Genomic DNA, 16,859 nt, shown 5'->3' on the forward strand with positions numbered 1-16,859 from the left:
AACGATGGGTGGGCATGATGACCACATGGCAGGAGGTCAGCACGGAAAGAGGATAGATGGAGACGATGGGCACATGATGGGTGGGGAAAACGGCTCGATGATGGGAGAAGGCCAGAGTAGAAGTACACCTCCGAAAAACGCTATCAAAGTCACACCCCAACTTGCAAAGAAAGGAGGGGTTCAGATGCTGGCGTTTGTCGCTACGCGCGATATCGATCAATATCTGTGTACAGTGCACCCGACGACGATGGTGGGAAAAGTAACAGTGAAGAAAGATCATAGCGGTGGCGGTAATCACGGCCACGGGGAATGAAGTGAATACGGTGGGAGTTCGTAAATCGAGTTCACATCACTTCCGGGGTGGCTGAACGACATTGAGCAAAACCAAATGTATCGTCCTGATCAGTGTCGAGAGTGTTGTCGCTGATGCAGAAGCAGGTAACCAAGGGCGGCGATGAGAAGTACTTGGACGACCTTATCGATGAGACCGAAACTCCCGACGTGGGGCATTCCATCGTTGACCCAGAGGAGAATTTGAACAGCCGTATAGAGAATTCCCACACTATACAGATACAGCCGATTGACGCCGATGAAGAATAAGCCAATTCCACCAAGAAATCCGAGTCCAGCGAGTGCCATAATCAGTTCGCCGTGATCGAGAAAGAGATAGAAATGCACGGCTGCGGTAAAGAGCGCTAAGAGTGCGACGCCAAGATGCATCGACGAGACCGTGAAATTCTGTCGACGCGTATTGGTGTACTGATAGAGTGGTGCCGTTGCGACGGTTCCAAGCAAGAACAATCCACCAATCATCATGAGCCACTCAGTCGGTGATTCGTCCTCGTGGCTATGACCGTGTCCCGAATCTTCGTGGCCCTGTTCTTCATGATGACCACTTTCCTCATGATGCGTTGTCGTCGATGTCTTGGTATGGTCACCATTGGCTGCCATCGAAACGCCGGATGAAGCAACCAGTACTACTACACTCAGCATGAACAGTGCTTGTCCAATACGTCTCCAGTTCTGGTTCACAGGTGGCGATTACCAGTCTGGGGGCATAGTTCACTACGAGCGTTTTCATCCAGTGAAAACACCTCTTGATGATATCCTCACCTATCTTAGAGGATGGGGGAATGCTACTCGGTGAAGTATTGTCCTTGAGATGCTCTCTCGACGCGCTTCTCACGGAAGTTGACGAGTTCAGTATTCTGTTCCGAGCGCCGGACCGCCTTGGAGGGCTGACGTCCTGCGTTCACTGTTTCCGGTAGTTCGTGATGTTGGTAATCCACTGAATCGAAGCGACGAAATGTGCCCGAACTGCATTTACATCGAAAGTAGCAGTTTCAGCTTCTGCATACGCTTCAAAGACAGTCTATACGTACCGCGACGCTACTACTAGTTTAGTCGTCCGAGCCCCTGTGAACAATACCGCCTACGGCGATACTCTGATCAACTAGCTGTGGTCTTGCTGGCTGTGATTGGTTTTCCAAACTGTCTGGAACCGTGTTAGGAAATATCTTTCAACTATGCGCAAACGTGATCTCGATATGATAGCCACTTACTCCCATTGCATCGTCCACACACAGCGTTCGAGATTCCTTGTAGTTCACGCCGGGAACACGTTCGGCCATCTCTTCCATCACCCGATAGCCGTCGTTTGTGTACGCACACCCGTAATGCGTCGCTATCTCTCGATAGGCCAGTCGAGCAACTTTCGGTTGGTTATATGCTATTATGTTGCTGGAACCACTGTGCTAACTCCTGTTGAAACCGCTCAAACCATAGGAGATCGTCTTGAAGGACGTCAAATACGATCTCCTGATCAACGTCTCCATAGCGATGAGCGAGAATATTCCGAAACCCGACGGCTTCTTCCATCTTCACCTGTGTCTCACTCGTGATGATCCCTGCCTCACCAAGCGCCTGTATCTCTTGTTTTGCCGTCTCACTTGATGAGAGATCCTCTGTGGCACGGATGTGCTAGGCAAGATCGACACACGCTTGGATGAGATTCATCAGCGTTCGCTCGGCTGCCCGCTGTCTGATCATGTCGTTCAGATATCGGTCTCGTGACTGTCCACGCATCTGCCGCAAATCGTCGGTGTATTGGTTGATGTATTGGAGCTTATCGACGAAAATCTCCTCATCAACCATCTATACGTCACCGCTCGCAAGACGGTTGATGAATTCCTGACGTTCCCGCTTTCGCTCATCGGCGGTTGCATCATACTCTTGTTCGATTTGCGTTCGATAATCGTCTACAGCTGTTTCATCGCCGACGAGGAGTATTCCATCACGAACGGCTGAATGAACGACGTTCAATGGGAGCTGTTCGATGTCGCTTACGTCCACAAAGCCCGCGGCATATGCTTGGAGGTCAGCATCGATACGATTCCGTCGTTGAAACCGCTCACGGGCGTCAAGCTGGTCTGGAAAGTGGAGCGCAATATCGACATCGGATGTCGGTGTGGCCGTCCCACGTGCATGGGATCCAAATAGGAGAGCGAACGTGACTTCAGTCTGCGAAAGATATGACTGGAACCGAGTGACATCAATGCCGTCGATGTCTGTGTCGCTCGTCCGCTTCATGGGTTAGTGTTTGCGAGCGATGACTAATATACTTACGTTGGTTCGATCTCCGTCGAGTGCAAACGATACAGAACATGGGAAGGTGGCTTTCTCCCAAGCAGAAGACGCGAACACAGTTATCAGAGCCAAATTGCGCTCTCCTGACGGTGATTTCTCGGTCGATCTATTCCGCTGCCTGGTTAGGGGGTCGGTTTGGTCATCGGAGGCTGTAGTCGACGAGGACGGAACCGTCGTCGAAACGACGTGTCGTGTTGAGAGCGAGGTCGACCCGCGTTGCGTCGGGGAGGGCTCGGGTTCCCCCACCGACGATCGTCGGGACCAAGCGCAGTACATACCGGTCCACCAGACCTGCGCGGATGGCCTCGGCAGCGAGACTGGGGCCACCGATGGACAGGTCGCAGTCGGCTTGGTCTTTCATGGCCTGTACCACTTCGGGGTCGAACGTTTGCTCCAGACGGGTCCGCGGTTCCGGCACGGTGTCCAGGGTGGTTGAGTAGACGACCTTGTCGGTATCCCGCCACGCCTCGGCGAACTCGCGTTGTACCTCGGGTAGGTCGTCGAGGTCAAAGGTGTCCCACACCCGCATCGTCTCATACATACGACGGCCGATGAGGGAGGTGCCGACCGATCGTTGGTGGTCGTTGAAGAAGGCATGCGCGTCCTCGGATGGTTCTGACCAGTCGAAGTTGCCGTTCTCGTCGGCGATGTACCCATCCAGTGATGCGTTGATGAAGTAGATGAGGTTGGCCATGGTATCCTCTTGATCGTCGCACCTATTCAATGTGACATCCTCCTCGCCGTAAACGGCGAGGCTTCCCGTCCCGCAGGTGGGATATTTGCTGGTCTACGACATGACTTGTTCTCTCGTGCGAAACATCCCGCTCTCGACTGGTTGTGCAACCTTGATTCGTTCCCACTCAAGGTCTGAGAACTCCGATGGAACTCCTCCTTCTTCGAGTTCTGTAAACACTGTTTCTGGAATTAGTAGCTCGTCGATTGCCGTCAGTAAATCGAGTGCATCGATTTCTGCGAGGTGAATAAGTGGGCCAGTATCCGCGACCGCAACGATCGTCACGCGTCGAGACCACAGTCGACATCCTCTTCAACGACTGCTGCTTCGTGATCGGCTCGCTGGACGTTTTCGAGTCCAACTAATTCGATCGCCTCCTCACGAGATAGCTCACCGTCGATGTATTTCCCGAGGACGACGTTCTCCCAGAGGTCTGCGATTCCGAGTTCAAGGGCTTGCTCGAAAACCTCCGACTCAGGAACTCCTCGTGGATTTGAGCCGATCAATGCCGGTGCAACTGCCGTACTCACGAGTAGCCGTAGTGGGTCGCAACTTCTCGATAGCCTAACCGTGCGATCATCACGTCGTTCGCCTTGGCAATGCGCTCTCGGCTCGACGTTGTTGGTGCCGCGAATCCTCCCGTGTCTTCAGTTTCACTTCCGCGCTGGTTGGCTGATGTCTTTATCCGTTGCGTACCAAGCGTCAAGTGCAGTCAACGTACCCCAACAGGCGACGTGGGTTCTCGTGCTCATCCCAACCCATGTTGTCTGCTTTTTCCCCTTGTCACAATGAGCTAGATAGTGCTACGAGTGGACTCTGTCCGAGAGTTTACCTATCGTGTCCTCTAATTTGGGAGTACGAATGGGTCTAAATGGGAAATCGCCACTCACCTCACTTGCTCAAGAAGCGCTTGATGCGCTCGCGAGCACTATCCCACCTGGTGGTGAACTTACTTACGAGCAAGCCTATGCTGTTCTGGCTGAGAAAGAAGATCTCGAGCGGCCTGCTGCCGAAGATATCATCGAACGACTCTACATGAAGGGCCATCTCTATGAAGTTGAGGAAAAGCTCCGGCTCACGGATTACTAGTCAATGCTACTGCACGTGTCAGCAGGAAATCTTTGGAATTCGAGAGTGAGAGCTACGCTCAATGCAGAAGTTCGATGCGTTCGAGTTTTCCCCCACACTCGGGACAGACGATATGCGATGTCGCTGCAGAGGCTGTTTCCCCACACACAACGCATTCATAGAGTGCTGCTGCTGCTTCTTCTTCTTTCTTCGAGCGGTACCGCTTGATGAACGTGTCGACGATGGACATTCTCCTTCCCCACAATCGAGACTTCGAGAACCTATCTATAATAATTATTGGCTATATTACTGCTCAGCGGGAAAAACCGATCCCAATCAGGGCAAGATGGATTACCGACCCAAGACTGCTCTGTTACTCACTACTCTTCATGGCGGTGAGTCTTGTTCTGATGTCGTCGATCTGTCCATCAAAGTTCTCAATGAATGATTCCGTCTCATCAGTTGTGATTGCACCCTGTTGCGTGGGTTCGATCAGGTCCTCTTCTTCGAGTATTCGAAGCGTATAGCGTATCTCGTGATGGTCATAGCCCGATTCATTCGCCATTTTCACTATCCCGATCGGTTCGTTGCTAACAACCATCTGAAGAACCTCCAGATGCCGGTCAAGCATATCAACTTCTTCTGCGACACCATCAATCATCGTATCTGCTCGCATGGAGCACGGCAAGATAACTGTTCTTACCTGTCTGTGTTTCACTCACAAATCCTGTCATAGGGGTTCGGATCGATATTTTCCCGCTATCGTCGGGGGGCGACCGCTTCATAGATGAGGATGGTATTGTTACTGCGAACGGTGACCAGATAGTCCTCAACCGTGAATCACACCTCAACGTCACTCTTTTTCGACGCACTTGCTTCGATGATGTCTTCGAGCGCATCTGGGTTCTCGTACTCGTACAGCGAGAGTGTAGTTTGGCCGTCTATCGTCTCCTCCGACGGGCCTAGTTGTTGACGCTCGTCAAGGACGTTGACCGGGCACAAACAGTTGGAATATTCCAAACAACGCGATATGCCGCAATCGACGTGTCGGTCCATGGTGACGGGGGATTTTCGACGGCACGTGCTACACTTCGTGATCATCCTGCCGTTGTGTAGATTGCTGTCGTTGATGAACTCGTGAACTATCCGGCACGACCCCGAGCAACGTACCCAGCTCGGATTTCATGAATGAGAAGTCGATTCTTGGCCGTAAGATATGATTCCCGAATATGTGGCGACGGTGGTTGAGTAAGTCGATTTTCGGTCCATGGGACGATGACGTCTGCCAATCGATCGTGGGCTGTTCGATATCCAATTGGTGCCGGTTGGTCGCCACGCTGGCCAGTGTAGGAGCCGAACTCTGAATGATTCATCCCCTGAATTTCGACCACCGTTACATTTGCCGGGAGATTTCTGCGGCGAGCAGCGTACTTCTTCCGGTTGAGCACCGTGTCAGCGCTCCCGGTGACGCTCAACGTGGGTACGTTCGGCGTGACGTCAGCCTCACAGTAAGAGGCGAAGAGGACGAGTCCCTCGACCCGACTGCGATGCTTGCTTGCGTAGCGACACGCCATCACCCCGCCGAGCGAGTGGCCACCAACGAACCAGCGGTCGATATTCGGGTGGCCTGCGACAACGTTATTGGCTGCGCCGGGGTCGAACACTGCGAAACCTAATGGCATTCGTGGAACGTATACCGCGATGTCGGCTTGCGAAACGAGCGGTGCGAGCGAAGCGAGATACGCGTCTGGAGAGACATGGGCACCAGGATAAAATACGAATCCAGCTTTCGGTTCGACATCGGTTGGTTCGAGTGCATACGTGCCGTCATGGTCGCTGAGAGACACGTTCTCATTGGCACGTACAGTCGCGAGTGACGCGTCACTTCCGGAAAGTGGATTTGTCACGTACCACCCGAGTCCGACCCCAGCGACGATGAGTAGAACGAGACTCCACACTGCGACCCGTTCAGCGTTCGACCGAGCGAGTTTGACGACTGCCGACCACGAGACATCCATGGGCCGTATACCGTGACTCAGCTGAAAAGTCCGCCGTTGAGGCAACCGTTCGTAGCGCAACGGATGCAGAGCACGAGTTATTCTGGACCACGAAGCGTACCCCTCGAACATGCAGGCGTTCAGAGCGGAGCTGGAGGCCCTGGAGACGATCGGTGGGGTTCTCGAGTGTGTCTTTTCCCAATATGGGTACGATGGCTCATATGCCGACGTCCTTTTGACGACGATCCAGTCCGTGCACAATTCGACTATCCAAACTCGTGGGGACCTGATTCGGTTCATCGAGACTGGTATCGATGAGGGCAGCAGACACGATGTGTATGCGAGTGCTGGCGTGAATTCGGTGACTGTCCAGACGATTCATGCGGCAAAAGGACTCGAACATCCCATTGTCATCCTCGCGAATATGAACTCCCGTCGGTTCCCACCTGCTGGTGGGAATAGCAATGCGGTCACGTTCGACGATCCGATCGGATTACGCCAACGAAAGCAATATGCCGACGACTACGGCTATCCACACATCCACGACAACTGGCGGACTGACGTTCTCCGCAAATGTTTGCCGCGTGACTACGATGAAGAACGTCGGTTGCTCTATGTCGCAATGACTCGTGCGAAGAGCCATTTAGTCTTTTCAGCCGGTGAGAACCCGAACGCGTTTCTAGAAGAGCTGCCGGTGGATACAGAAGAGTATCATCCGGACGTCCAGGAATTCCACGATGGTGAGACGACGCAATCCCACTTCGAGATTTCAATCCCGGTGTCTGCGGGACCGGTTCGCCATTCTCCGCACTCGCTGATGAATGACGACGTGTTCGAGGAAGTGGAAGAAGGGAGGGGACCAGAGTTCGGAACACGGACACACGAATTCGCAGAGCAGTATGTATTGGGGAACACTGTGGAACCAGCGAACGACGATGAGCGTCACATCAAGCGCTTCATCGACTCGTTAGATGGTGAACTGCGTGTTGAAGAGGACGCGTATCTGCCACTGACTGTCGATGGTGATCGAGTCTCTATCGCTGGAATCATCGACCTCGTCCACGTTTGTCCCGAGATAGTGAAGATCATCGACTTCAAAACGGATCTGAGTCGGGTTGCTGAATCCGAATATCGGAAGCAACTCAGTGTCTACTATCACGTGCTCGCAGAGTGCTTCCCAGAGCGAGACGTGGGTGCGAGTATTTTCTACACAACCGATGGTCGACAAGTCGATATCAACCCGCTCTCGGAGAACGAGCTCCGGGAGATTGTAAGACAACGAACTATCCAGACAGCACCTTCTCTCGATTGAATCCCTTCGATTTACTCGAAAACATCCACGAGATCGTAGAACCACTCAACTAATTTCTCATATCCGATCTATCGAATCTAAACGGTAATGGATACAAACGGCCTGCTGAATAGAGTGGGCGTATCTCTCAACGTAATCACTACACCACCGGTGGATTCAATAGAATCAAAGTCTTCAAAGCACACAATGGATCCAGAACTCGAGTACATTCCGGTCGGGGAAAAATAACATGCCGTGGGGAGTTAACACGGAGTTCACCGAGGAAGAGGGACCGGAAGTAGAGATCGATGAGGATCAAGAGAAGGTTGATCGTACAGAAGAAGGATCCGAAACCACTCAAGACTTCGATATTGACGAAGCGATTTCGAATTTAGACTGAACAAGATAATCATCCATTGTTTACTCGGGTGGATGGTGTAGAACAAACTCGAGTTCTAGTCTTGGAAGACTCCGATGACCCATCGATGTATAGCCTGTTCTAAGACCCCTATGAGGTCTAAAACATCTAAGAGAACGATGCAAACCGAATGATAGCAGCATCACTACCAGCTAGGAGTCCCAACAAACTATCGAATCAGTAACTCCACTTCACTGACTCCGCCTCAGAAATTTGTATCTTAGTGTCCTGCTATGAGTACTTCTCTACAACGATCTTAGAAGCAGCTCTCCGCGGTCAATCGTTGCTGCTCTTTGTGGAACTCCGGTTAGTGTCCGCGACGAGATCGGTGAGGAGTTGATCGAATTCAAATCGCTTTAGAGCACAGTAACAGACAAATCCGATCGGCAGTCCCACCATCCACGAGATATCGAGGAAGGGGATACTCACGGCTGCCCCCAACAAGAGGCTGACGAGTGCGGACATCGAGAACCCGCGAATGAACCAAAACTTCGAGCTTTTATCTACTGTGTAGAGTGACGTGATATCGGTATCGCGTTTCCTGATGATCCAGTAGTCTGCGATCAGAATTCCAAGAGCCGGACCGAGGAAGACGGAATATGCGTTGATGAACGTGTAGAATATATTGCTCGAAAAGAGATACCAAGGGAAGGAAACGATCGACAGCGCACTCGTGAGAATTACTCCTTGGCGCCACGAAATACCGAGCGAATCCTGGAAAACGTGAGTTGGTGGGAGGATGTTGAGGGTGAGATTCGTCGAAATCTGTGCGCCCAATACGAACAGCAACATCGCACTACCGACGAGCGGATTGGGTGCGACGATCATTATCGCCTCGATCGGGTTCGCATTTCCGGTCGAGACACCAAAGACCAGCCCCACCAATAGCATGAACATCATCGGTGGTGCGATACCGAAGGCATGGCCCAATACCTGGTTACGAGCACCTCCCTTTTCCTTGAGATGGCGGCTGAGGTCCGAGGCGTTGAGTGCACCCGTAATAATGAATCCGACGGCCGCCGAAATCGTTGCGTAGAACTGACTACCCCACGATCCGGAGTAGTTGATAACGTCACTGGGAATATGCTGCGTCGTGAGAACGAGATACACCGTATATGCCAGCAACAGTCCTAGAATCCCGGCGGCGATCGAATCGAACCACTTGATGGATGTGATCCCATTGAGTGCGAGGCCAACGTTCAGAAGAACGAACAGAACGAAGTACACCCAGACGTTTCCAAACCCCCACAACGTCGTCGTGATCGTTTGAATCGCAAGAGCCCCGATCCAGTTTCCGATACCAAGCCATCCGATGGCAGGAATAATTCTCAGATAGTTCGGAATGATTGACCCCCGAGTGCCAAAAGCAGACCGTGTCTGAACGGCAAACGGGATTCCTTCTTCGTAACCAGGGAATCCGTTCAGAATGAAAAATATCGTTGCAATGATCGTTCCGATCGCGATCGCGATACCCGCTTGAACGAGATTCAAATTCCCGTGAGGATAGACGGCGAAAAACGCGACAGCAAATGCTTGGACGATAATTAGCGATGACCACCAGACCGGAATGTAGTGGGAGAGACCCATTGTCCGCTCGTCTCGTGGAATCGGACTCAATCCCTCGAGTTCCGTCGTATCGTTCGCGTTGTCTTTTGAATTTTCACTCATGGATTAACCACCTGATCTTGGGATACCATACACCATGTCAATGCATACACTTATTTAAAACTTCGGGGCAGAATAGGACGTTGTAAAGAATACAGAACCAATATTAGTATAATAGGCTCATTTACCGGGAAAAGACTTAATAGTGTTTGCGCCGCCATCGTTGATATGCCCATCGAGATAGACCGGAAACGGTTTGTGAATACGATGAAAAAACAAGCCGAAATCGGTGCGACTGAAAACGGCGGACTGCATCGTTTGGCACTTTCCGACGACGACCGAGAAATTCGTGACTGGTTTTACGAGCAGATGGACGACGAGGGTCTCGACATTCGCATCGACGAGTTCGGAAACATGTTTGGCCGACGGGAGGGACGGAACCCTGAAAAGGGGACGATCCTGCTCGGCTCACACCTCGATTCACAACCATACGGTGGGATATACGATGGTGCACTTGGCGTCATTGCTGCCCTCGAGTTCGTTCGTACTCTCAATGACGAGGAAATAGAGACCGAACATCCAGTCGAGATCGTCAACTGGACGAACGAGGAAGGGTCACGGTATCAGCCTGCGATGCAAGGAAGTGGCGTATGGGCCAGTAACCACGACCTCGAGGAAGAATACGACAAAACAGACGAAGATGGGAACCGATTCGAGGACGAATTGGAGCGAATCGGATACAAAGGGGATGTACCGGTAACTCCGACGGAAGACTACGACGGCTACTTCGAACTCCACATCGAGCAGGGACCGTATCTAGAGGAGAACGACATGGACGTTGGAATCGTTACGGGCATCGTCGGTTTCACCTGGGGTGCAATCACCTATTATGGTGAAGCCGATCACACAGGACCCACGCCCATGCATTACCGCAGTGATGCACTCATCGGGGCGGCGGACGTGATCACACAAATTCGGCGAATAGCGAACTCGCTTGGGGAGCGAACCGTCGGTTCGACCGGTTTTATGGATGTTCAACCGAATTCGATCAACATTATCCCTGGTGAAGTCACGTTCACGTGGGGCTTTCGTGACCCAAGCGATGAGGTCGTCGAAGACGCCTTCGACCGCGTTCTTGCCGAGGCGGAGATGGCAGCGGAACGAGAAGGGCTCGACTGGGAATGGGAAGAACGCATGCGTGCCCCATCCGTTGACTTCGCCGAGAGAAACATCACAGCGGTCGAACGGGCCACGGAAAACCTCGGATACGACGCGATGCGGATCTTCAGTGGAGCAGGTCACGACGCCACACACGTTGCCGATATCATGGATACGTCGATGGTGTTTGCCGTCAGTGAGAATGGAAAAAGCCACTCCGAGGAAGAGTACACGAGCTGGGACGACTGCTATATGGCGGCAAACACGTTTGCGAACGCCGCACTCGAACTCGCAATGGAGGACTGACCATGGCAGATCCACAATTCGATCGCGTTGGAATCTGGAATTGGGAGCGCGAAGATATCGCCGACGAAGTACGGTATGCCCAGTATGCAGAATCCAAAGGATTGGACTCAGTTTGGCAGGGTGAGTCGCGCCTCGTTCGAGATGCGATGACCGTCATGGGCGCATATACGCAGGTCACCGACGAGATAGACATCGCCCCTGGTGTGACGAACTGTTATACACGGAACGTGGCGTTGATGGCCCAGACGTTCTCCACGCTCGACGAACTCTCTGGGGGGCGGATGAAGCTCGGCATCGGTGCCTGGTGGGATCCCCTCGCATCAAAGGTCGGCATCGACCGCAAGAACCCACTTCGGAGAATGTGGGAATACTGTACTGTGGTCCGGAAATTGTTCGACCTCGAGAACGTGACTTACGAGGGTCAGACTCTCAACGTCGAGGACATCGAACTCGATCTCGTCCGTTCGGACGCTTCACCACGGGATGTCCCGATATACATCGGTGCCACGGGCCCGACGATGCACAAACTCACCGGTGAACTGGTGGGTAACGGAATTGCAGGCGGTGTATTCATGAACTATCTCATCCCACCCGAACACAACGAACTCGGCATGCAGAAGCTCACGGAGGGAGTCGAGAAACAAGGTGGCTCGATCGAGGACGTCGATCGACCACAGCTGATTGCAGTCTCGATGGATGAGGACCGCCAACGAGCGATCGACCAAGCCCGTGGACTGGTAACCCAATACATCGGACAGCAGCCACACATTAGGAAGGGATCGGGAATCGCCCCCGAACTCGGTGACCAAGTTGAGGCGGAATTAGGAAGCTGGCCCGCAACGGCCGAGGATATCGAACGTGCAAGCGTCCTCGTGGATGACGATATCGTGACGAACGTGGTCGCTGCAGGGACCCCAGAGGACGTCGTCAGTCGTGTACAGGATTATTGTGACGCAGGATGTACGGAGCCCGTTCTCTACTCGTTAGGTGATAACGTAGAGGAAGTTATCGACGTCTTCGCAGAGTTCAAATCGGAATAGCGATCACTGCGAGTTTCGGTTGCTCACTGTGTATTCCAGTCAGGGACTTCCCGCTCGATAAACTGCCCATATCCTGGATTTCCGACGACTTCCCCGTCTTCTGCGACGACGTCACCTCGGACGAGGGTTTTCTTCACGCGACCGGTGACCGTTCGTCCTTCGTAAATCGAGAATTCGGCTTTGCTGACGTTGTCGTCGGCAGTGATGGAATACGTTTCATCCGGATCCATGAGAACGATATCCGCGTCCTTCCCCGTCTCCAACGTTCCCTTTTCCGAGAGCCCAAACGTGTCGGCAGGGTTCGTGGCCATCACTCGTACCACGAACGACGGTGAGAACCCTCTGCGATTCACTGCTTCATCGTAGAACACCGGTAAACTGACTTGAAGGGCGTTCGCTCCAAACGCACTATCCCACCAGTTTTCGACCTGTTTTTGATCGAGTCGATATCCACAATGGTCGGTCGAGACGACACTCAAACAGCCGTTGTGAAGATGTTCGAACATCGCCTCTATGTCATCCGGCTTTCGAATCGGCGGTGCAATCATGGGGAGATTGCCCATCTCCTCGAAGATCGAATCGTCGAGCGTACAGTAATGGGTGCACGTTTCGGCACGAATCATGCTGCCGTCGTCTTGGAAGTACTCCAGAATGTCGGCCGCTTTCCGACACGTCGTGTGTATTCCGTAGTACTTCATCCCTGCTTCGACCGCCATTCGCGCCGCATCCTCAGCCGCCATGGCTTCCGCATAATCCGGACGTGATTTCGGATACCATTCCGGATCCCCTTTTCCTTCCGCTTTGAATTGTTCGGTCAGCGAGTCACAGATCGATGGGTCTTCCGTGTGAAACACACCGACGGCATCTTCCGCCGCGATATGCTGTATGGCTCTGTTCATGAATCCGTTCGAAAGGCCGTGCTCGTATGCGGTGAACATCTTGAACGACGTCACACCAGCATCGATTACGTCGGGGATTTCATCGAAAACAGCGGGGTCCTCTCGTGTGATTGCACCGTGCAGACTGTAATCGACCAATGCATCTTCCCCTTTCTCCTGTTTTCGCTTGACGCCTTCCAGTAGCGTCCCATCTTCGTCCCAAATTCCCATCTCACCGTCCCATGCTTGCCATGCAAAGTCGATGTAAGAAGTCGTCCCACCGACAGCAGCGGCACCCGTTGCGGATTCGTAGCTATCGATGGAGAACATATCATCGATGTGGACGTGTGGGTCTATCACGCCGGGCATCACGAGTAAGCCGGACGCATCGATCGTTTCGGATGCGTCCGGTAACGTTTCATCGGTTCCGATACCAACGATTTTCCCATCGTCGATTGCGATACTAGCGTCGGTTTCTCCTGTAGCAGTTACCACCGTTCCACCGCTAATTATGGTCTCAACTACCATGGTAGGAAATAACTCTCATTGGTGAAAAGTATTGTGCTCAAAAGAACAATATTATACTAAATTCCCCCATATCATAGTCTAAATGCGGTAAAAATTGGACAAATGCCAATTGAGGGCACAGAGATCCACAAATCAAATACTCTGATCGTGGTGTCGATCAACGCGGATGAGATCAGTCCATGATTCCATCCTCCATCGCCTCGTCCGATACCTCGAGGGAAACATCGAGTGCAGCGACCGCATCGTCGATCTCGGCATCCGTGATCGTGAGCGGCGGTGCGATAATGAGGGTGTTGATCATGTTCGCGACGTAGACGCCGTTTTCGTAGGCTTTGGCCGCCACCTCATCTACGACTGTACTCCCCTTGCTGACTTTGTCGTCCCGAGTCCCGAACGGGACTCGCTTGTTCGGGCTCTTCGTCAATTCGATTCCACGGAAGAGTCCAACACCCCGTGTGTCACCCACGCTGGGGTGACCGTTTGCGAGGTCATCGAGACGAGATTCCAGATATTCTCCAGTTTCCCGTGCCTGGTCGATGAGGTTTTCCGATTGATACGTTTCGACAGCCGCGAGCCCTGCAGCGACCGCCGCTGGGTGACCGGAGTAGGTGTGCCCGTGGCAAAACATATCGTCTTCGAAGTGGTCGGCGATTTCACTGTTAACGATGGTGGCACCGAGTGGTTGATACGCTCCGGTCAATCCTTTTGCCATCGTCATAATGTCGGGTTCGACGTCGAACACGTCACAGCCAAACCACTCACCGGTTCGTCCAAATCCGGACATCACCTCATCACAAATCAAGAGAGCGCCGTGTTGGTGTGCGATCTCCTTGAGTCGGGGGAGGTACTCATCGGGTGGCACGAGGATCCCATTCGAACCGACGATCGGTTCGACGAGTACCGCTGCGACAGTATCGCCTTCCAACTTCAGCATTTCCTCTATGTACTCGAGACTCTGCATCGGATCCAATGTCGACCCGTAGGCGTACGGGTCGGGGGCTTTGATCGTCCCCGGTATGCCGGGCTCTGCTGCAAGCCGACGAGGATCCCCCGTTACGCTAATGGACCCGTAAGTTGCTCCGTGATAGGAACGGTATCGAGAGATGATCTTTTGCTTTCCAGTATAAAATCTCGCAATTTTGATCGCAGCCTCGACCGCTTCCGTCCCGCTCGTCGAGAAGAACGTCTTCGAAAGGTCACCGGGTGTAACCTCCGCTAATTTCTTTCCGAGATTTGCACGCGCTTCCGTGGTGAAACCCGGAGCGACGTATGCCGTTTCATCGATTTGTTTGGAGACGGCCTCCGTAACGCGCTCGGCGGAATGACCGAGATTCGAGCACATGAGCTGTCCCGAAAAGTCGATGTATTCGTTCCCGTTCGCATCGGTGAAGGTGACGCCGTCGGTGTCTATTACTTGTGTTGGGCTCACTTCACTTTGAAACGACCACGTACCGAAGACGTACTCTTTGTCAGTCCGTTCTATCTCGTTGAGAGTGGTATCGGACTCACTTTCTTGACCAGACATCGTTCTATCCTCTCTACTCTGCACGAGTTGATTAATCTTTGGTGATTATGCGGTGTTGTAGGACATTGTCCGTTAGTAAATCTTCATTCAGAACAATATCCTCATATTTATCTTCGAGTTGGATTTGGTGAGAAAGTGTTATGAGGTGGGGAGACAAATGCGCACATGACTCATGACGATGGAAACTCCGATCGACGTCGATTCCGTACAGAATTACATCGATGGGGAATGGCGAGCCCCGAGCGGTTCCTACGGCCAAGATATCGTAAATCCTGCGACGGAAGAGACGATAGCACACACGAACTTCAGTGCTACTTCCGACGTCGACGAGGCAGTGCAGGCTGGCTATGAAGCGTTCTTAGAGTGGCGAGAGGTTCCGGTTGAAGAACGTATCCAACCACTGTTTCGATTGAAACAACTACTCGAGGATCATCAAGACGAAATCGCGGAATTGCTGGTCAGAGAACACGGAAAAACGTTTCAAGAAGCGAAAGGAGAGCTCCGCAGAGGCATCGAAAACGTCGAAGTCGCCTGTGGTATTCCATCGCTCATGCAAGCGGGCCACCTCCCGAACGCTGCCCCGGAGATCGATGAAACCGCCGTCCGGAAACCACTCGGCGTGTTCACCGCAATCACGCCGTACAACTTCCCGGGAATGATTCCTCTTTGGTTCCTTCCCTACGCGGTTGCCACTGGTAACGCATTTATCCTCAAGCCGAGCGAACGCGACCCGCTTACCGCACAATATTTGTTCGAGCTCGTGGAAAACGCTGGATTCCCTGACGGGATTTTACAACTCGTGAATGGGAGCAAGGAGACGGTCAATACATTGTTGGAACACGACGATATCGCGGGGCTATCCTTCGTCGGAAGTACGCCAGTGGCCAAGTACGTGTACAAAACGGCTGCAGCCAACGGGAAACGGGTTCAAGCGCAAGGTGGAGCGAAAAACCACATCGTTGTCGCCGAATCCGCCGATCTCGATTTCGCTGCCGAGCAGACGATCGGATCCGCCTTCGCGAACACCGGACAACGGTGTCTCGCTAACCCCGTTGCCGTCGTCGTCGACGAGGTTTACGACGAATTTGCCGATCGGGTGGTCGAACGCGCCGAGAACATGACCGTTGCCGATGGGTTGGCTGACGACTCCGAAATGGGGCCGCTCATCACGTCAGATCAGCAAGACCGGGTCGAAGAGTACATTGGAGAGGGTATCGAGGACGGTGCAGATCTCCTCTTAGACGGCCGCGAACTCGAAACACCCGATACTGGGAATTTCCTGCGACCGACGATCTTCGGCGATGTCGATCCGGAGATGAGTATCGCCTGTGAGGAGATTTTCGGACCGGTCCTCGCGCTCATCCGCGCTGACGATTTCGAGGACGCCCTCGGAATCGTGAATCGAAGTCGGTTCGGTAACGCCGCTAGTCTCTTTACCGACCGGGGAAGCGATGCCCGAAAATTCCGCCATACGGTCGACGCTGGTAACCTCGGTGTGAATACAGGGACGGCCGCTCCGATGGCATTCTTCCACTTCGGCGGTTGGAAGGATTCCTTCTTTGGCGACCTCCACGCCCAAGGTGAAGACATGATTCATTTCTACACCGATAAAGCGGTCTACATCGAGCGATGGCCTGACGCCTGACATCGCTTTCTCTGCCGTTTT

At 52.9% G+C, this 16,859-nt stretch carries 19 protein-coding genes and 1 pseudogene; 7 read left to right on the forward strand and 13 right to left on the reverse strand.

Going from position 1 to position 16,859, the window contains the following annotated elements:
• Positions 1-25: 25 nt before the first annotated feature.
• Complete coding sequence (locus tag NKF25_RS11615; protein ID WP_253226830.1) at positions 26-313, forward strand: hypothetical protein; 288 nt, start codon at positions 26-28, stop codon at positions 311-313.
• An 89-nt stretch (positions 314-402) separates the two neighbouring features.
• Here the strand turns inward: NKF25_RS11615 and NKF25_RS11620 are convergent, their stop codons facing one another.
• The 6 genes and pseudogenes from NKF25_RS11620 to NKF25_RS11645 all read right to left on the reverse strand — a co-directional run bounded on the left by NKF25_RS11620 (position 403) and on the right by NKF25_RS11645 (position 3,909).
• Complete coding sequence (locus NKF25_RS11620; RefSeq protein ID WP_253226831.1) at positions 403-1,032, reverse strand: hypothetical protein; 630 nt, start codon at positions 1,030-1,032, stop codon at positions 403-405.
• 690 nt (positions 1,033-1,722) lie between these two features.
• Positions 1,723-2,154 (reverse strand): annotated as a pseudogene (locus tag NKF25_RS11625) (DUF86 domain-containing protein).
• Positions 2,155-2,589: a nucleotidyltransferase domain-containing protein gene (locus NKF25_RS11630; RefSeq protein ID WP_253226832.1), complete on the reverse strand. Its 435-nt coding sequence runs from the start codon at positions 2,587-2,589 to the stop codon at positions 2,155-2,157. It lies immediately after the preceding pseudogene.
• A 196-nt stretch (positions 2,590-2,785) separates the two neighbouring features.
• On the reverse strand, positions 2,786-3,340 hold the full coding sequence (locus NKF25_RS11635; RefSeq protein ID WP_253226833.1) for a dihydrofolate reductase family protein: 555 nt from the start codon (positions 3,338-3,340) through the stop codon (positions 2,786-2,788).
• Positions 3,341-3,433: 93 nt separating this feature from the next.
• A complete protein-coding gene (locus tag NKF25_RS11640) occupies positions 3,434-3,664 on the reverse strand; it encodes a hypothetical protein (protein WP_253226834.1) in 231 nt (76 codons plus the stop codon).
• The gene (locus NKF25_RS11645) at positions 3,661-3,909 is read right to left on the reverse strand and encodes a hypothetical protein (protein ID WP_253226835.1); all 249 of its coding nucleotides are present in this window, start codon (positions 3,907-3,909) and stop codon (positions 3,661-3,663) included. Before NKF25_RS11645 ends, NKF25_RS11640 begins: the two co-directional genes overlap by 4 nt.
• Positions 3,910-4,240: 331 nt before the next feature.
• On the opposite strand from NKF25_RS11645, the gene NKF25_RS11650 reads away from it, so the two are divergent.
• Positions 4,241-4,468, forward strand: coding sequence for a hypothetical protein (locus NKF25_RS11650; protein WP_253226836.1), 228 nt, complete (start codon positions 4,241-4,243; stop codon positions 4,466-4,468).
• Positions 4,469-4,526: 58 nt separating this feature from the next.
• Here NKF25_RS11650 and NKF25_RS11655 read toward each other — a convergent pair whose 3' ends face one another.
• From NKF25_RS11655 to NKF25_RS11670, 4 genes are all read right to left on the reverse strand, one after another.
• Positions 4,527-4,697 (reverse strand): rubrerythrin-like domain-containing protein, encoded by a 171-nt coding sequence (locus NKF25_RS11655; protein WP_253226837.1) that lies wholly within the window; start codon positions 4,695-4,697, stop codon positions 4,527-4,529.
• A 123-nt stretch (positions 4,698-4,820) separates the two neighbouring features.
• On the reverse strand, positions 4,821-5,108 hold the full coding sequence (locus NKF25_RS11660; RefSeq protein WP_253226838.1) for a hypothetical protein: 288 nt from the start codon (positions 5,106-5,108) through the stop codon (positions 4,821-4,823).
• A gap of 179 nt (positions 5,109-5,287) precedes the next feature.
• Positions 5,288-5,467, reverse strand: a complete 180-nt coding sequence (locus NKF25_RS11665; protein WP_253226839.1) for a hypothetical protein — start codon at positions 5,465-5,467, stop codon at positions 5,288-5,290.
• 122 nt (positions 5,468-5,589) lie between these two features.
• Positions 5,590-6,576 (reverse strand): alpha/beta fold hydrolase, encoded by a 987-nt coding sequence (locus NKF25_RS11670; RefSeq protein ID WP_342766323.1) that lies wholly within the window; start codon positions 6,574-6,576, stop codon positions 5,590-5,592.
• Between NKF25_RS11670 and NKF25_RS11675 the strand changes: the two genes are divergently transcribed.
• Together NKF25_RS11675 and NKF25_RS11680 are read left to right on the forward strand one after the other, a co-directional pair.
• On the forward strand, positions 6,575-7,756 hold the full coding sequence (locus tag NKF25_RS11675) for a 3'-5' exonuclease (RefSeq protein ID WP_253226840.1): 1,182 nt from the start codon (positions 6,575-6,577) through the stop codon (positions 7,754-7,756). The two genes, NKF25_RS11670 and NKF25_RS11675, sit on opposite strands and share 2 nt — an antisense overlap.
• Positions 7,757-7,985: 229 nt before the next feature.
• Complete coding sequence (locus NKF25_RS11680; protein WP_253226841.1) at positions 7,986-8,135, forward strand: hypothetical protein; 150 nt, start codon at positions 7,986-7,988, stop codon at positions 8,133-8,135.
• Positions 8,136-8,429: 294 nt separating this feature from the next.
• Here NKF25_RS11680 and NKF25_RS11685 read toward each other — a convergent pair whose 3' ends face one another.
• Positions 8,430-9,821 (reverse strand): cytosine permease, encoded by a 1,392-nt coding sequence (locus NKF25_RS11685; RefSeq protein WP_253226842.1) that lies wholly within the window; start codon positions 9,819-9,821, stop codon positions 8,430-8,432.
• Between the two features lie 165 nt (positions 9,822-9,986).
• Between NKF25_RS11685 and NKF25_RS11690 the strand changes: the two genes are divergently transcribed.
• The gene (locus tag NKF25_RS11690; protein WP_253226843.1) at positions 9,987-11,222 is read left to right on the forward strand and encodes a Zn-dependent hydrolase; all 1,236 of its coding nucleotides are present in this window, start codon (positions 9,987-9,989) and stop codon (positions 11,220-11,222) included.
• A gap of 2 nt (positions 11,223-11,224) precedes the next feature.
• Complete coding sequence (locus NKF25_RS11695; RefSeq protein ID WP_066147465.1) at positions 11,225-12,262, forward strand: LLM class flavin-dependent oxidoreductase; 1,038 nt, start codon at positions 11,225-11,227, stop codon at positions 12,260-12,262.
• Between the two features lie 23 nt (positions 12,263-12,285).
• On the opposite strand, the gene NKF25_RS11700 is transcribed toward NKF25_RS11695, so the two are convergent.
• A complete protein-coding gene (locus tag NKF25_RS11700) occupies positions 12,286-13,668 on the reverse strand; it encodes an amidohydrolase family protein (RefSeq protein ID WP_253226844.1) in 1,383 nt (460 codons plus the stop codon).
• A 172-nt stretch (positions 13,669-13,840) separates the two neighbouring features.
• On the reverse strand, positions 13,841-15,193 hold the full coding sequence (locus NKF25_RS11705) for an aspartate aminotransferase family protein (RefSeq protein WP_253226845.1): 1,353 nt from the start codon (positions 15,191-15,193) through the stop codon (positions 13,841-13,843).
• A gap of 172 nt (positions 15,194-15,365) precedes the next feature.
• On the opposite strand from NKF25_RS11705, the gene NKF25_RS11710 reads away from it, so the two are divergent.
• Entirely contained in the window at positions 15,366-16,838 is a 1,473-nt protein-coding gene (locus NKF25_RS11710) for a CoA-acylating methylmalonate-semialdehyde dehydrogenase (RefSeq protein ID WP_253226846.1), read from the forward strand.
• The last annotated feature ends 21 nt before the right edge of the window (positions 16,839-16,859 follow it).

This window comes from Haladaptatus sp. AB643, assembly GCF_024136975.1.
Taxonomy (GTDB): Archaea; Halobacteriota; Halobacteria; order Halobacteriales; family Haladaptataceae; genus Haladaptatus.